The following is a 15135-nucleotide window of genomic DNA, read 5'->3' on the forward strand; positions in this document are numbered from 1 at the left end:
CATGCGGGAGGCCCCTTTCTCCGTTCTGGAGTATCCGGGGCTACTTCTTGAAGCCGTAGTCCAGGAGCTTCTTCGCGTCCGCGCTCCGGGTGGTGGAGGAGGTCGAGGTGAGGACCGTGCCGATGATGGTCCTGCCGTTGCGGGTCGCGGCGAAGACCAGGCAGTACTTGGCCGTCGGGCCGGAGCCGGTCTTCACACCGATCGCGCCGGTGTAGCCGCCGAGCAGGGGGTTGGTGTTGGACCACGACATGTAGCGGTAGCCGCCGCTCTTCGTCGTGACCTTCTGCTTCGTCGACTTCGTCTTCACGATCGCGCGGAACGTGGAGCTCTTCATCGCACCGCTGGCGATCTTCGTCAGATCACGGGGCGTCGAGTAGTTCGATCCGCTGCTTATGCCGTCGAACGAGTCGAAGTGGGTGTTCTTCAGGCCGAGAGCCTTCGCATCGGCGTTCATCTTGCCGATGAAGGACTTCACGCGGGCCGCGCGGGTGGTGCCGGAGCCGAACTTGTCGGCCAGGGCGTACGCCGCGTCGCAGCCGGACGGCAGCATCAGCCCGTACAGGAGCTGGCGAACCGTCACCTTGTCGCCGACGATCAGCCGGGCCGAGGAGGCGTTCTTGGAAACGATGTAGTCGCTGTAGGCCTTCTGGACCGTGACCTTGGAATCCAGGTTCAGGTTCTTCTGTGCCAGCACCACCTTGGCGGTCATTATCTTCGTGGTGGAGCCGGTGGAGCGGCGGGTGTCCGCGGTTTTGCCGTAGAGCGTCTTCGCGGTGCCGTTGTCCATCACGAAGCCGCCCTTGGCGGTGATCGTGGGCGTGGGCAAAGTTGCAGCCTGTGCCGTGGAGGCGAACGCACTGCCCGTGAGGACGGCGCCCGCGGTAAGGACCACGGTGGCGGAAACGGTTGCGCGATTTATGCCCTTAAGACCGAGTTTCAAGTCAAACGCTCCAAATGCCGCTGAAATGCGGCCACATAAGGGTGCCGCTCGGTGGTGAGACTCCCGAGGGCCGTGGATGGATGTACCCGCGCGCGGGTGATTTCGGCCATCCGGACGGACAGGTCATCCGGAAGGACAGGCCATCCGGAAGGACAGGCCGGGCGGGCCCCGGGGTGTCCCGCATCGCGGACGGCTCCCGCCATGGGTGCATGTTGTATCTATGCTGTGTGCATGCCTGCCGCGCCCCCTGCCCCCGTCCAGCCCCCGCAGACCTCCGCGAAGCAGCCCCCCGCCGCCGAGCGCGTGTACACGCACATCAAGGAGGCGGTCCTCGACCGCCGTTACGAGGGCGGCACGCTCCTCACCGAAGGCGACCTGGCGGAGGCCGTGGGAGTATCCCGCACACCCGTGCGGGAGGCGCTGCTGCGTCTCGAGGTCGAAGGGCTGATCAAGCTCTACCCGAAGAAGGGTGCCCTGGTGCTCGCCGTCTCCGCACAGGAGATCGCGGACGTCGTGGAGACCCGGCTGCTCGTCGAGGAGTTCGCAGCCCGCAAGGCCGTCCCCGCCTCGGCGCAGCTGATCGCCCGGCTCGAACAGCTGCTGGCGGAACAGCGGCAGCTGGCCGAGGAGGGGGATCTGGCCGCCGTATCCGTGAAGGACCGCTGTTTCCATGCGGAGATCGTGCGGCACGCGGGCAACGAGATCCTCTCGCGTCTCTACGACCAGCTGCGCGACCGGCAACTGCGCATGGGCGTCGCCGTGATGGAGGCGCACCCCGGCAGGATCGCCGCCAACCTCACCGAGCACGGCGAGCTGCTGGACGCCATCAGGGCCGGTGACGCGGAGGGCGCCGCGCAGGTCGTGCGCCGCCACGTCAGCCGGGTCAAGGTGCTGGTCCGGGGTGATGACCGGTGACGTCCGCCGTCCCCACCCTCCCCCTGCCCGGCGATCCGCCCGGCGGCCGGCGTGCCGCCAGGATCTGGGGCGTCGGGGTGGCCGTCTACTTCGTCGCCATCATCTTCCGTACGAGCCTGGGCGTTGCAGGGCTCGACGCCGCCGACCGGTTCGACGTCAATGCCTCGGCGCTGTCGACGTTCTCCATCCTCCAGCTGCTCGTCTACGCGGGCATGCAGATACCCGTCGGCCTGATGGTCGACCGGCTCGGCACCAAGAGGGTCCTCACCATCGGGGCGGCGCTCTTCACCCTGGGACAGCTCGGCTTCGCGCTCTCCCCCTCGTACGAAACGGCGCTCGCCTCCCGCGCCCTGCTCGGCTGCGGCGACGCGATGACGTTCATCAGCGTGCTGCGGCTCGGTGCCCGCTGGTTCCCCGCCCGGCGCGGGCCGCTGATCGGCCAGGTCGCCGCGCTGTTCGGCATGGCGGGCAACCTCGTCTCGACCCTCTTCATCGCCCGTGCGCTGCACGGGTTCGGCTGGACCACGACCTTCGTGGGCAGTTCGGTCGCCGGCGTCGTGGTGCTGGTGCTGCTGCTGCTCTTCCTGAAGGACCACCCCGAGGGCCACGAACCGCCGCCCGCCGAACACGCGGGCGCCGCGTACGTGCGGCGGCAGATCGCCGCCGCGTGGCGGGAGCCGGGCACCCGGCTCGGCATGTGGGTGCACTTCACCACCCAGTTCCCCGCGATGGTCTTCCTGCTGCTGTGGGGTATGCCGTTCCTGGTGGAGGCGCAGGGGCTGAGCAGAGGCACCGCCGGTGGACTGCTCACCCTGGTGGTGCTCTCCAACATGGTGGTGGGGCTCGTCTACGGACAGGTCATCGCACGCCACCACGGGGCGCGCACCCCGCTGGCCCTCGGCACGGTCTCGGTCACCGCCCTGCTCTGGGCGTCCACGATCCTCTACCCGGGTGACCGGGCACCGATGTGGCTGCTGGTCACCCTGTGTGTGGTGCTGGGCTCCTGCGGACCCGCGTCGATGATCGGTTTCGACTTCGCCCGGCCGGCCAATCCGCCGGAGCGCCAGGGCACCGCGTCGGGGATCGTCAACATGGGTGGGTTCGTCGCCTCGATGACCACGCTGTTCGCGGTCGGCGTGCTGCTGGACGCGACCGGTGACAACTACCGCATCGCGTTCGCCTCGGTCTTTGTCCTGGAGGCGCTCGGGGTCCTGCAGATCCTGCGGCTGCACGCCAGTGCCACGCACAGGGAACGCGACCATCACGTGGTCAGCCGGGTGGAAGCCGTGCACGTACCCGCGTGACCGCGCCCCGGCGGCGCGCCCGTCCCGGTCCTTCGACGGACGGGCGCCGCCGGTCACAGCGCCACGGAACTACGGCTACGACGTCACGACGAAGTGCTGCAGGATGCTCGCCGCCAGATCCTGGTCGCCGTCGACCTTGATCCGGTCCTCCACCGCGTGCGGGCGCACCCGGCCGCAGGCCAGGCGGTAGTACGTCTCCCAGTCCATCGACAGCGTCGCCGCCGGGCCCAGTGACGGCGCACCGTCGACCGAACCGCGTCCGTCCCCGTCGACGCGGACCGTGCGCAGGAATTCCACGGGGCCGTGCACGTCGAACACCACCGCCGAGTTGGGTGGCGCGCCCGCGTCCTTGGCGACCACATCGGGCAGTGCCGCCAGCAGGGTGTCCCGGGTGATCAGCGCGCCGGGGGAGTCCGTATTGCCCGGCTGACCCAGCGTCGTGCGCAGATCCTGCTCGTGGACCCAGACGTCGAAGGCCCGCATGTGCAGTGCCAGTTCCAGCGTCTGCTCGGCACCCAGCGGCGCCCGCACCAGGGTCTCGGGCTGCCGCGTCTCGTTGCGCAGCTGACGCATGCGCCGGATGAGCGTGTACTCCAGCTCGGAGGTCATCTCCGGCGCCGTGTGGTGGCGCCGCACGTCGACCTGCATCTCCATGTACCGCTGGTGGTCGTTCTGCACGTGGTAGAGGTCGCGCGGCAGCGTGTGGATCGGGCGCGGATCGCCGAGCTGCTCGCACTCCATGCCGATGACGTGCGAGACGATGTCGCGCACCGACCAGCCTGGGCAGGGCGTACGGCGGTTCCACTCCCCCTCGCCGAGCGGCTTCACCAGCTCGGCTATCGACTCGACGGATTGGGTCCAGGCATCGGCGTAGGTCTGGAGGCTGGGATGGACGGTCACGGGACCCCTCGTGCGGTTCTGCGGTGCATGGGCTGGAGTGCAGGGAGTGCCGGCGGCTGGCCGGCACCGACGGCGCTGTCTGCGGGCTGCGTGGGAGGTTCGCTCGCTAAGTTACGCTGCGAGCAGGCACCCCGGCAGTGCTTTCGTGTGACGATCGTAGGCCCGTGTTGACGGCTCGAATGCCAGGACGGTGGTAGTGTGCGCGCCTCCCTCATCCAGATCGCAGTAGACCCGGACGAATCCATCCATTCCCGCAGGGAGCGCGCAGCTTCGCTGGTCGTGGCCCAGACGGGGGCGGATCTGGTGGTTCTCCCCGAGCTCTGGCCGGTCGGCGCCTTCGCTTACACGGCTTTCGCCGACGAGGCCGAACCGCTCCAGGGGCCCACCCACGACGTGATGGCGAAGGCTGCGGCCGAGGCCGGGGTCTGGCTGCACGCAGGCTCCTTCGTCGAGCGGGCCGATGACGGGACCCTCTACAACACCTCGCTCGTCTTCTCGCCCCAGGGCGAGCGGGCCGCCGTCTACCGCAAGATCCACCGCTTCGGCTTCGACAAGGGCGAGGCGGTGATGATGGGCGCCGGCGAGGAGCTCGTCACGGTCGCCCTGCCGCAGACCACACTCGGTCTTGCCACGTGCTACGACCTGCGCTTTCCGGAGATGTTCCGGGGCCTGGTCGACGCGGGTGCCGAAACGCTGGTCGTCGCGGCCGGCTGGCCGGAGCGCCGCCGCTCGCACTGGACGCTGCTGGCGCAGGCCCGGGCCGTCGAGAACCAGGCGTACGTCCTGGCCGTCGGCTCGGCGGGTACCCACGCCGGGATCGAGCAGGCGGGGCACAGCATCGTCGTCGACCCGTGGGGTGAGGTGCTCGCCGAAGCGGGAGCCGCGGAGGAGGTGCTCACCGTGGAATTCGACCCTGCGAGGACGGCTGCCACGCGAGAGCAGTTCCCGGCACTCAAGGACCGGCGTCTGGGTCTCGCTCCGCCGCGCTGAAGCAGGCGCGGGCGGGCATCCCGGGCGTGCGGGATGCCTGGGCGTGCGGGCGCCCCGGGGCGTGCGGGCGGGCAGGCGAGCGCGCGGGGCGTGCGGGCATTCCAGGTGTGCGGGCACCCCGGGCGTGCGGGCGTTTCACGTGAAACAGCCCGCCCGGCCGTCAGCCGTCGCCGAGCTCTTTGTCGTGCTCCTTGTCCGCCAGGACGATCACGCACACCGCCACCGCGATGAGCAGCGATGCGTCGGCGTCCTCGCGCACGATGTCGATGCCGTACGTGTCCCGGACGGTGAGCCATCGCCGGGAGATCTGGGCGAGCAGTTCGCCGTCGTAGTCCACAGCGAATTCGCGGTCCAGGATCTTGCCGCTGACGTCGAGTTCGGTGCCGTCCACCAAGGTCACCCGGTAGTGGTTGCGCAGCAGCGTGAGCCGCTTCCGCCTGACCTTGGCGAGCTCTTCCCCGTCCCGCTGGATGATCATGGTGTCGCGCAGGCTGAGCAGCTTCTGACGGATCTCGACCAGCACCCGGCCGTCCGTGTCCTTGAGCTCGAAGGTGTCGCGGACCCGCATGGCCTTGCCGTCGACGAGGAAGAGCTTGCGCCCGTCCGTGTCCTCGATCCAGTAGTCGTCGCCGACGGCGAACAGGCGCTCACGTACGAGAAGTCTCATGGATCACAGGTTCCCCGACGCCCCACCGGAATGCGCGCAGGGCGAGGTGATGTTGACTGTTGTCATGACTGCACGTGCACGTGTCCGCGCCCCAGAACTGATCGGCAAGGGCGGCTGGCTCAATACAGGCGACCAGCAGTACACCCTCGCTGATCTGCGCGGACGCATTGTGATCCTGGATTTTTGGACCTTCTGCTGTGTGAACTGTCTGCACGTCCTGGACGAGCTGCGCGAGCTGGAGGAGAAGCACCGCGACACTCTGGTGATCATCGGTGTCCACTCGCCGAAGTTCGTGCACGAGGCGGAGCACCAGGCCGTCGTCGACGCGGTCGAGCGCTACGAGGTGCACCACCCCGTACTCGACGACCCCGAGCTCGCCACCTGGAAGCAGTACGCCGTGCGGGCCTGGCCGACGCTCGTCGTCGTCGACCCCGAGGGCTACATCGTCGCCCAGCACGCGGGCGAGGGGCACGCGCACGCCATCGAGAAGCTCGTCGAGGAGCTGGAGGCCGAGCACGCGGAGAAGGGCACGCTGCGCCGCGGCGACGGCCCGTACGTGGCGCCCGAGCCCGTCGCCACGCATCTGCGTTTCCCCGGCAAGGCACTGCTGCTGCCCGACGGCGGCTTCCTCGTCTCCGACACCACCCGGCACCGGCTGGTCGAGCTGGACGCCGACGGTGAGACGGTCCGCAGGCACTTCGGTGCCGGTGAACGCGGGCTCGTGGACGGCGGTCCCGACGAGGTCCGGTTCAGCGAGCCGCAGGGGCTCGCGGTGCTGCCCGACGGCCGGATCGCGGTCGCGGACACGGTGAACCATGCGATCCGTGCGCTCGACCTCACCACCGGGCTGACGGCCACGCTCGCCGGGACCGGCCGTCAGTGGTGGCAGGGCTCCGCCACCAGCGGTCCGGCCCGGGACGTGGACCTCTCCTCGCCGTGGGACATCGCCTGGTTCGGTGACCGGCTGTGGATCGCCATGGCCGGGGTGCACCAGCTGTGGACGTACGACCCGGCCAAGGGCACCGTGCAGGCCGCCGCGGGGACGACCAACGAGGGCCTGGTCGACGGGCCCGGCGCCGAGGCGTGGTTCGCGCAGCCGTCCGGTCTCGCGGCGGCGGGGGACCGGCTGTGGGTCGCCGACTCGGAGACCTCCGCGTTGCGCTACGTCGACCGGGAGGGCGCCGTACACACCGCGGTCGGCACCGGACTCTTCGACTTCGGCCACCGCGACGGCCCCGCGGGCCAGGCGCTGTTCCAGCACCCGCTGGGTGTCACGGCGCTGCCCGACGGGTCCGTCGCCGTCAGCGACACGTACAACCACGCCCTGAGGCGTTACGACCCCGGGAGCGGCGAGGTCACCACGCTCGCCACGGACCTGCGGGAGCCGAGCGACGCCGTGCTCGTCGACGGCGATCTGGTCGTCGTCGAGTCCGCCCGGCACCGGCTGACCCGGCTGCGGTTGCCCGAAGAGGCCGTGCGCGTCGCCGACCAGGCGCACCGCACCAAGCGGGCAGCCACCGAGATCGCCGCCGGAACGCTGCGGCTGGACGTCGTCTTCCAGGCGCCCGCCGGTCAGAAGCTGGACATCCGGTACGGTCCCTCGACCCGGCTTCTGGTGTCCTCGACCCCGCCCGAACTGCTGGCGGAGGGCTCGGGGCAGGGCACCGATCTGGGCCGCGACCTGGTCCTGGCGGACGGCGTCACCGAAGGCGTTCTGCATGTCTCCGCGATGGCGGCGTCCTGCGACGACGACCCGGAGAACGAGTACCCGGCCTGCCATGTGCACCAGCAGGACTGGGGTGTTCCCGTCCGCGTCACCGCCGACGGGGTGTCCAGGCTGCCGCTGGTGCTGGCCGGGATGGACGACCAGGGCTGACGGCGCAGGGCGACCAGCTCCACCCCGTACGCCGCCGCGCGTCCGCGCCCACCAGGAGGGCACGCAGCCACGACACGCCGCCCCTGGATCACGCTGCGGGCGTGACCCAGGGGCGGCGTGTCGTCCCACAGGGAGTCCGTCGGCCCGGAGACCGGGACAGGTGTGTCGGCGGACCGCAGCAGCGCGGTCGCCAGGCTGCGGTATCGGGGTACCGCCGAGCCGACGAAGAGTCACGCCGGGGCGACGGGAGCGGTCCGGCCGCGCCCCCTCAGGTCACCGGTAGCGTTGCTCGTCCTCCGGGACGACCGTGGTGGTGGGCGGCACGACCATGCGGCGGCGACGCGCGATGCTCATGTAGACGAAGACCCCGACGAGACCGACCAGCATCATGATCCAGCCGACCATGTCGACGTTGACGGTGTCCAGTTTCCAGTCGGTGGCGAAAGCGAGAATCGCCCCGGCACCGATCAGGAGAATGCATCCTCCGAGTCCCATGAATTCCGCCTCCTCGACGGCCCGGTGAATCCGGGCCGGTGTACGGGTCGCGTACCCGGCCCGGCAACAACCATGTCCCGGTGGCCCGTTGAGGAGGAGTCGGAGGCCCCTGCCGGCCAGGCGGGGGGTCAGCCGGCCAGGAACGCCGCCAGGGCGTTCGCCAGCAGGTAGGGGTCGTCGGCGCCGCACAGTTCACGGGCGCTGTGCATCGACAGGATCGCGACGCCGACGTCGACGGTCTGGATGCCGTGCCGGGCGGCGGTGATCGGACCGATGGTCGTGCCGCAGGGCATCGCGTTGTTGGAGACGAACGTCTGCCACGGCACGCCCGCCTTCTCGCACGCCGCCGCGAACACGGCCCGGCCGCTGCCGTCCGTCGCGTACCGCATGTTGACGTTGACCTTGAGGATCGGGCCGCCGTTGACCACCGGGTGGTGCGTCGGGTCGTGGCGCTCGCCGTAGTTGGGGTGGATCGCGTGACCGGTGTCGGAGGAGAGACAGACGGTCCCGGCGAACGCCCGGGCACGGTCCTCGTACGAGCCGCCGCGGGCGAACACGGAGCGTTCCAGGACTGTGCCGAGCAGCGGCCCGTCCGCTCCGGTGTCGGACTGGGAGCCGTTCTCCTCGTGGTCGAAGGCGGCCAGTACGGGGATGTACGGGATCTCGTCGTCGCTCTGCCCGGCCACGGCAGCCAGCGCTGCCGTCGCGGCGTGTACGGAGAGCAGGTTGTCCATGCGGGGTCCGGCCACCAGCTCGCGGTCCCGGCCCAGATAGGCGGGCGCCTCGACGGCGTGCGGCATCAGGTCCCACCCGGTGACGTCGGCGGCGTCGACGCCCGCCTCCTCGGCGACGAAGCGGATGAGGTCGCCCTCCTCGACCTCACCGAGCCCCCAGATCGGCTGCATGTGCTTCTGGCGGTCGAGCTTGAGCCCCTCGGTGTTGGCGGACCGGTCCAGGTGCACAGCCAGCTGCGGCACGCGCAGCAGCGGACGGTCGATGTTGACCAGCCGGTGCGTCCCGTCGCGCAGCGAGATCCGGCCGGCGAGGCCGAGGTCGCGGTCGAGCCAGGTGTTGAGGAGCGTTCCGCCGTAGATCTCGACGGCGATCTGCCGCCAGCCGTAGGACCCGGTGTCGGGCATCGGCTTGACCCGCAGATTGGGGGAGTCGGTGTGGGCGCCTGCGATCCGGAACGGGGTGTGGGCCGAGGCCCCCTCCGGCACGTACCAGGCCACGATCGCTCCGCCGCGCAGGACGTACTTCCCGCCCGTGGTGGCGTCCCATTCCGCGGTCTCCTCGACCTGCCGGAAACCGGCCTTCTCCAGCCGGGCCGCGGCGGAGGCCACGGCGTGGTACGGGGTGGGGCCGGCCATCAGGAAAGCCATCAGGTCGTCGGTGTGACCGCGGTCGAAGCGGAGGGGAGAACTCATGCTCTTCACTTTAACGACGGCGGGACGGGAGCATTCGCCGCGTCGGACGAGGGCGGGGGCCTATCGTCCGGACAGTGCCGCCGTCGGCTTCGTGCCGTCCTGTGCCTGCTGTGCACGGTCGGAGAACAGAGCCGCGAGGTCCTTGGTGAGGTCCTTGTCGAACATGTCCTTCGTCCGGGCGTCCGAGGCCACCCAGAGCAGGGCCGTGCCCACCCGGATCTGCCCCGTGAGGGCGTAGCTTCCGCCGTAGCCCTGCGCGCCCGATACGGCGTTGCGCCGTGCGCCCACCGGGCCCAGGTCGGCCTTGCCCCTGCCGGCGGTGCGTGCCGTGTTCTTCCACAGCACGTCGTACGCGTTCCGGGCGGCCTTCTCGTTCTTGTACGCGACCATCCAGAACCGGGCCCGGGCGTTCTCGTCCTCGCGCACGAAGGAGACGGAGCCCATGAACAGGGACTGCTCGCATCCCTTGTTGCCCGCGGTCGTGCAGAAGCTGCGCCGCGCGGTCTTGTTCATGGGTGCGGTCGACGGATCCTCTGTGCGGTCCCAGCCGGGCAGGGCGGCCGGGTCCGGCAGCACGGATGCGACCTGAGCCTCGTCCAGTGGCGTCGCCTTCGCGTCGGCGTCCCCGCCGCAGCCCACGAGCAGCAGAGCCGCCGCTCCGGCCGCCGCGCACCGCGCCTGCCACCGCTTGCCGTTCGCACGTATCGAACCCACGACTGCATCTCCCCCTCCGGACCCGGACCCCGATCATAGGGACGGCCCGCCCCGATTGCGGGGGCGGGCCGTCTCTGTGTGCGCCAGGAGCGGGCGCAGAGTGTGCGGAGGGGCTAGAACGCGGCCTCGTCCAGCTCCATCAGCGAGTTGTCCACGGCCTCGGCGAGCGCGCGCTCGGCCGAGACACCGGGCAGGACGTTCGCGGCGAAGAACTTCGCGGCGGCGATCTTGCCCTGGTAGAAGGCGACATCCTTCGCGGAGGCGGTCGGCAGCTTCTCGGCTGCCACGGCCGCACCCTTCAGCAGCAGGTAACCGACGACGACGTCGCCGGACGCCATGAGCAGGCGGGTGGTGTTGAGGCCGACCTTGTAGATGTTCTTGACGTCCTCGCCGGTCGCGGTGAGGTCGGTGATCATCGTGCCGACGATCGCCTCCAGGTCCACGGCGGCCTTGGCGAGGTTGTCCAGCGCGCCGGACAGCTCCTCGTTGCCCTGGGCGCCCGCGAGGAACTTCTTGATCTCCTCGGAGAGGGTGTTCAGCGAGGCGCCCTGGTCGCGGACGATCTTCCGGAAGAAGAAGTCCTGGCCCTGGATCGCCGTCGTGCCCTCGTACAGGGTGTCGATCTTGGCGTCACGGATGTACTGCTCGATCGGGTACTCCTGGAGGTACCCGGAGCCGCCGAAGGTCTGGAGCGACTGAGCGAGCTGCTCGTAGGACTTCTCGGAGCCGTAGCCCTTCACGATCGGGAGCAGCAGGTCGTTGAGGCCGTTCAGCGCCTTGGCGTCCTCGCCCGCGGCCTCCTTCACCTGGATCGCGTCCTGGACCGAGGCGGTGTACAGCACGAGGGAGCGCATGCCCTCCGCGTACGCCTTCTGCGTCATGAGGGAGCGGCGCACGTCGGGGTGGTGGGTGATGGTGACCTTGGGGGCCGTCTTGTCCATGAACTGCGACAGGTCGGTGCCCTGGACGCGCTCCTTGGCATACTCCAGCGCGTTGAGGTAGCCGGTCGACAGGGCGGCGATGGCCTTCGTGCCGACCATCATGCGGGCGAACTCGATGATGCGGAACATCTGGCGGATGCCCTCGTGCTTGTCACCGATGAGCCAGCCCTTGGCGGGGTGCTGGTCGCCGAAGGTCATCTCGCAGGTGTTGGACGCCTTGAGGCCCATCTTGTGCTCGACGTTCGTCGCGTACGCGCCGTTGCGGGCGCCGAGCTCACCGGTGGTCCAGTCGAACTCGAACTTGGGGACCAGGAAGAGGGAGAGACCCTTGGTGCCCGGTCCCGCGCCCTCGGGGCGTGCCAGCACGTAGTGGAGGATGTTCTCGGACATGTCGTGCTCGCCCGAGGTGATGAAGCGCTTCACACCCTCGATGTGCCAGGAGCCGTCCTCCTGCTCGACAGCCTTGGTGCGGCCGGCGCCCACGTCCGAACCGGCGTCGGGCTCGGTCAGCACCATCGTCGAGCCCCACTGCTTCTCGACGGCGATCTCCGCGATCTTCTTCTGCGCCTCGTTGCCCTCTTCGAAGAGGATGCCGGCGAACGCCGGGCCGGACGAGTACATCCACACTGCCGGGTTGGCACCGAGCAGCAGCTCCGCGTAACCCCAGATCAGGGAGCGGGGGGAGGTGGTGCCGCCGATCTCCTCGGGAAGGCCCAGGCGCCAGTACTCGGAGTCCATGAAGGCCTGGTACGACTTCTTGAAGGTGTCGGGGACCGGCGCGGTGTTGGTCTCCGGGTCGAAGACCGGCGGGTTGCGGTCGGCGTCGGCGTACGAGTCGGCGAGCTCGTTCTCCGCGAGACGGGTGATCTCGTCCAGGATGGTCTTCGCCGTGTCGACGTCCATCTCCGCGAACGGGCCGGTGCCGTACAGCTTGTCGCGCCCGAGGACCTCGAAGAGGTTGAACTCGATGTCGCGGAGATTCGACTTGTAGTGCCCCATGGGAAGGCTCCGTAATCAATAGCAGTGGCGCGCAGCGCCCCGTGGAGGAGTGAAGATCGGGCGACGGGCGGACGTGGGTATATCAGCTGACCGCTACGATGATGCTACCCGTCAGTAATAAGACGCAACCCCTCAAGGCTCGATGTGTCCGATTACTCTTTGCGGCATGTATGGCTACGACCAGAACCCGGGTGCACAGCAGCAGATGGGTGGCGGCTACGGCGAGCAGCCGCTGTATCCCGAGCCCTCGCCGCCCTCCCTGGCTGACGCGGTACGGGCCTTCACGACCGGTTCGCTGTCCGCCGAGGACTTCCAGCAGATCTTCGCGACCTCGAAGGTCTACTGCCCACGCGGCGACAACCCCGGATTCCTGGCCCTCCACAACACCCAGCAGCCGGTGATCCCCATGTTCACCACGCTCAAGGAGCTGCGGCGGTATGCGGGCAAGGAGTCCAAGTACTTCGTGATCACCGGCGCCGAGGTGATCGACCTGCTGCCGACCGGCTACGGCTTCGTCCTGGACATGGAGGGCGATCACCGTATGGTCTTCGACGCCAAGGCCGTGGAGCAGATGGTCGACTTCGCCATGCGCCGCATGTACGGCTGAGGGCCGACGGCCCTCGGGGGCCTTCATCGCCTCACGGACGGCTGATCGCGGGGCCCGGGGAGGGGCCCGTACCGACTGGGTACGGGCCCCTTCGCGCGGTCCGGGGCCGGGTGGGAATGAACGCCGCCTTGCTAGATGTTCACCATTCAACTAAATTGGATGCAGAAGACTTCCGGAGGTGGCTCTCATGCCCGCAGTGACCGTCGAAAACCCGCTGACCCTGCCCAAGGTGGCGGCCCCGGCCGACGCCGTGGCCCGCCCTGTGCTGACCGTCACGACCGCTCCGAGCGGTTTCGAGGGTGAGGGCTTCCCGGTGCGGCGCGCCTTCGCCGGGATCAACTACCGGCACCTCGACCCGTTCATCATGATGGACCAGATGGGTGAGGTGGACTACGCCGCAGGCGAGCCCAAGGGCACCCCCTGGCACCCGCACCGCGGCTTCGAGACCGTGACGTACATCATCGACGGAAGCTTCATCCACCAGGACAGCAACGGCGGCGGCGGCTCCATCGAGAACGGCGACACCCAATGGATGACGGCCGGCAGCGGCCTGCTCCACATCGAGACGCCGCCGGAGGCGCTCGTCAGGTCCGGCGGCCTCTTCCACGGCCTCCAGCTCTGGGTGAACCTGCCCAAGTCCGACAAGATGATGGCCCCGCGCTACCAGGACATCCGCGGTGGCCAGGTCCAGCTCCTCGCCTCCCCGGACGGCGGCGCGCTCCTGCGCGTCATCGCCGGTGACCTGGACGGCCACGAGGGCCCGGGCATCACGCACACCCCGATCACCATGGTCCACGCGACGGTCCGGCCGGGTGCCGAGGTGACCCTGCCCTGGCGCGAGGACTTCAACGGCCTCGCGTACGTCCTGGCCGGCCGCGGGACCGTCGGCGCGGAGCGCCGCCCGGTCCGCATGGGGCAGACCGCGGTGTTCGGTACGGGATCCTCGCTGACCGTCCGCGCGGACGAGGCCCAGGACGGCAACACGCCGGACCTGGAGGTCGTCCTGCTCGGCGGCCGTCCCATCCGTGAGCCGATGGCGCACTACGGGCCGTTCGTGATGAACACCCAGGACGAGCTCAAGCAGGCCTTCGAGGACTTCCAGGCGGGCCGGCTCGGTACGGTGCCCGCCGTCCACGGCATGTGACCGCACGCGCGGGCGCGGGTGACGGACCGTCACCCGTACGCCCGATCGGGCGGGACACGGTGTCAGCCCCGTGATCGGGTGGGAGGGTGTCTACCCGGAAGCCTCTCCTGCCCGACAGTGCGCGGCGGACGGCCGCCTGGTGCGGCGTCCTGCTCCTGGCCGCCGGTGTCGCGGCGGTGGCGATCTGGCTGTGCGTCGCGCTCAAGACAGCGGTCACCCCGGTCCTGTTGGCCCTGCTCGGTACGGCACTGCTGGGGCCCGTCCACCGCTGGCTGACCGCCCACAAGGTGAACCGGTCGCTGGCCGCCGGGCTCACCTGCGCCACGCTCGTCGCGGTGGTGGGCGGTGCCGGGTACATCGTCGTCACGGCGCTCGTCGACACGGGGGCCCAGATCGTCGACTCGCTGAAGGACGCCGCGCAGTGGGTCATCGACCACTTCGACATCGCCGGTGTCGCCAATGTGGACGACCTCGCCGACAACGCCAGGAACCTCGTCGAGAAGTTCGGCGCGAGCGCCGCGGGCGGCCTGCTCACCGGGATCAGCCTGATCGGCTCGCTCGTCACCACCAGTGTCCTGGCGCTGCTGCTGACCTTCTTCTTCCTACGTGACTCCGACCGGGCCACGGGCCTCGCCCACAGCATCGCCCCGCGCGGCACCGGCGACCTTGTGGAAGCCATGGGGCGCAGGGCCTTCGAGGCCGTCGAGGGCTTCATGCGCGGCACCACGTTCATCGCCCTCATCGATGCCCTGTGCATCACGGTGGGCCTGCTGATCCTGCGGGTGCCCGGCGCGGTGGGGCTGGGAGCACTCGTCTTCGTGGGCGCCTACATCCCGTATCTGGGAGCCTTCCTCTCCGGCGCGGTCGCGGTGCTGGTCGCGCTCGCCGACCGGGGGATCGTGATCGCGCTCTGGGTGCTCGGGGTGGTGCTCGCGGTCCAGGTGCTGGAGGGCCATGTCCTGCAGCCGGTCATCCAGAGCCGTACGGTCCAGATGCACCCGGCCATGATCATGATCGCCCTGACCGCGGGCGCGAGCGTGGCGGGCCTGCTGGGCATGCTGCTCGCGGTGCCGGTGTGCGCGGCGCTGTTCGGCGTGATCGGTGAACTGCGCAAGGCCGACGGGGCCCCCGAACACTCTTGACCGCCCGGATGCTCATGGCCGTCCGAGCCCCACGGCAGCCCGAGCCTCATGAACCCCGGGGCCTTCCGAGTCTC

The 15135-nt window shown here is 69.6% G+C and carries 14 protein-coding genes; 7 read left to right on the plus strand and 7 right to left on the minus strand.

Annotated features, from left to right (window positions below; translation table 11 throughout):
• Positions 1-40: 40 nt before the first annotated feature.
• Positions 41-940: a D-alanyl-D-alanine carboxypeptidase family protein gene (locus tag ACFWBQ_RS09455; protein ID WP_385485873.1), complete on the minus strand. Its 900-nt coding sequence runs from the start codon at positions 938-940 to the stop codon at positions 41-43.
• 231 nt (positions 941-1171) lie between these two features.
• Here ACFWBQ_RS09455 and ACFWBQ_RS09460 point away from each other — a divergent pair, with 231 nt between their 5' ends.
• The gene (locus ACFWBQ_RS09460) at positions 1172-1855 is read left to right on the plus strand and encodes a GntR family transcriptional regulator (protein WP_385485875.1); all 684 of its coding nucleotides are present in this window, start codon (positions 1172-1174) and stop codon (positions 1853-1855) included.
• Positions 1852-3159: a nitrate/nitrite transporter gene (locus tag ACFWBQ_RS09465; RefSeq protein WP_385485877.1), complete on the plus strand. Its 1308-nt coding sequence runs from the start codon at positions 1852-1854 to the stop codon at positions 3157-3159. Before ACFWBQ_RS09460 ends, ACFWBQ_RS09465 begins: the two co-directional genes overlap by 4 nt.
• 75 nt (positions 3160-3234) lie before the next feature.
• On the opposite strand, the gene ACFWBQ_RS09470 is transcribed toward ACFWBQ_RS09465, so the two are convergent.
• Positions 3235-4059 (minus strand): maleylpyruvate isomerase family mycothiol-dependent enzyme, encoded by an 825-nt coding sequence (locus tag ACFWBQ_RS09470; protein ID WP_385485879.1) that lies wholly within the window; start codon positions 4057-4059, stop codon positions 3235-3237.
• Between the two features lie 198 nt (positions 4060-4257).
• Between ACFWBQ_RS09470 and ACFWBQ_RS09475 the strand changes: the two genes are divergently transcribed.
• Positions 4258-5049, plus strand: coding sequence for a carbon-nitrogen family hydrolase (locus ACFWBQ_RS09475; protein WP_385485881.1), 792 nt, complete (start codon positions 4258-4260; stop codon positions 5047-5049).
• A 160-nt stretch (positions 5050-5209) separates the two neighbouring features.
• Here ACFWBQ_RS09475 and ACFWBQ_RS09480 read toward each other — a convergent pair whose 3' ends face one another.
• Entirely contained in the window at positions 5210-5716 is a 507-nt protein-coding gene (locus ACFWBQ_RS09480) for an LURP-one-related/scramblase family protein (RefSeq protein WP_385485883.1), read from the minus strand.
• 64 nt (positions 5717-5780) lie between these two features.
• Between ACFWBQ_RS09480 and ACFWBQ_RS09485 the strand changes: the two genes are divergently transcribed.
• Positions 5781-7592, plus strand: a complete 1812-nt coding sequence (locus tag ACFWBQ_RS09485; RefSeq protein ID WP_385485885.1) for an NHL domain-containing thioredoxin family protein — start codon at positions 5781-5783, stop codon at positions 7590-7592.
• A gap of 273 nt (positions 7593-7865) precedes the next feature.
• On the opposite strand, the gene ACFWBQ_RS09490 is transcribed toward ACFWBQ_RS09485, so the two are convergent.
• The 4 genes from ACFWBQ_RS09490 to ACFWBQ_RS09505 form a co-directional block, all read right to left on the minus strand.
• Entirely contained in the window at positions 7866-8087 is a 222-nt protein-coding gene (locus ACFWBQ_RS09490; protein WP_385485887.1) for a DUF6458 family protein, read from the minus strand.
• 128 nt (positions 8088-8215) lie between these two features.
• A complete protein-coding gene (locus ACFWBQ_RS09495) occupies positions 8216-9514 on the minus strand; it encodes a M18 family aminopeptidase (protein ID WP_385485889.1) in 1299 nt (432 codons plus the stop codon).
• 60 nt (positions 9515-9574) lie between these two features.
• Complete coding sequence (locus ACFWBQ_RS09500) at positions 9575-10228, minus strand: hypothetical protein (RefSeq protein WP_385485891.1); 654 nt, start codon at positions 10226-10228, stop codon at positions 9575-9577.
• A 113-nt stretch (positions 10229-10341) separates the two neighbouring features.
• Positions 10342-12168, minus strand: a complete 1827-nt coding sequence (locus tag ACFWBQ_RS09505) for an acyl-CoA dehydrogenase (RefSeq protein ID WP_385485893.1) — start codon at positions 12166-12168, stop codon at positions 10342-10344.
• A gap of 166 nt (positions 12169-12334) precedes the next feature.
• Here ACFWBQ_RS09505 and ACFWBQ_RS09510 point away from each other — a divergent pair, with 166 nt between their 5' ends.
• The 3 genes from ACFWBQ_RS09510 (at position 12335) to ACFWBQ_RS09520 (ending at position 15061) form a co-directional block, all read left to right on the plus strand.
• On the plus strand, positions 12335-12775 hold the full coding sequence (locus ACFWBQ_RS09510; RefSeq protein ID WP_307126116.1) for an SseB family protein: 441 nt from the start codon (positions 12335-12337) through the stop codon (positions 12773-12775).
• A 187-nt stretch (positions 12776-12962) separates the two neighbouring features.
• Positions 12963-13919 (plus strand): pirin family protein, encoded by a 957-nt coding sequence (locus ACFWBQ_RS09515; protein WP_385485896.1) that lies wholly within the window; start codon positions 12963-12965, stop codon positions 13917-13919.
• Between the two features lie 86 nt (positions 13920-14005).
• The gene (locus tag ACFWBQ_RS09520) at positions 14006-15061 is read left to right on the plus strand and encodes an AI-2E family transporter (protein ID WP_385485898.1); all 1056 of its coding nucleotides are present in this window, start codon (positions 14006-14008) and stop codon (positions 15059-15061) included.
• The last annotated feature ends 74 nt before the right edge of the window (positions 15062-15135 follow it).

Source organism: Streptomyces sp. NPDC060035 (assembly GCF_042736635.1).
GTDB lineage: Bacteria > Actinomycetota > Actinomycetes > Streptomycetales > Streptomycetaceae > Streptomyces.

Coding starts and splice junctions, on each gene's coding strand:
- ACFWBQ_RS09460 (WP_385485875.1), top strand. CDS start 1,172: ATGCCTGCCGCGCCCCCTGCCCCCGTCCAGCCCCCGCAGACCTCCGCG.
- ACFWBQ_RS09480 (WP_385485883.1), bottom strand. CDS start 5,716: ATGAGACTTCTCGTACGTGAGCGCCTGTTCGCCGTCGGCGACGACTAC.
- ACFWBQ_RS09485 (WP_385485885.1), top strand. CDS start 5,781: ATGACTGCACGTGCACGTGTCCGCGCCCCAGAACTGATCGGCAAGGGC.
- ACFWBQ_RS09490 (WP_385485887.1), bottom strand. CDS start 8,087: ATGGGACTCGGAGGATGCATTCTCCTGATCGGTGCCGGGGCGATTCTC.
- ACFWBQ_RS09495 (WP_385485889.1), bottom strand. CDS start 9,514: ATGAGTTCTCCCCTCCGCTTCGACCGCGGTCACACCGACGACCTGATG.
- ACFWBQ_RS09505 (WP_385485893.1), bottom strand. CDS start 12,168: ATGGGGCACTACAAGTCGAATCTCCGCGACATCGAGTTCAACCTCTTC.
- ACFWBQ_RS09510 (WP_307126116.1), top strand. CDS start 12,335: ATGTATGGCTACGACCAGAACCCGGGTGCACAGCAGCAGATGGGTGGC.
- ACFWBQ_RS09515 (WP_385485896.1), top strand. CDS start 12,963: ATGCCCGCAGTGACCGTCGAAAACCCGCTGACCCTGCCCAAGGTGGCG.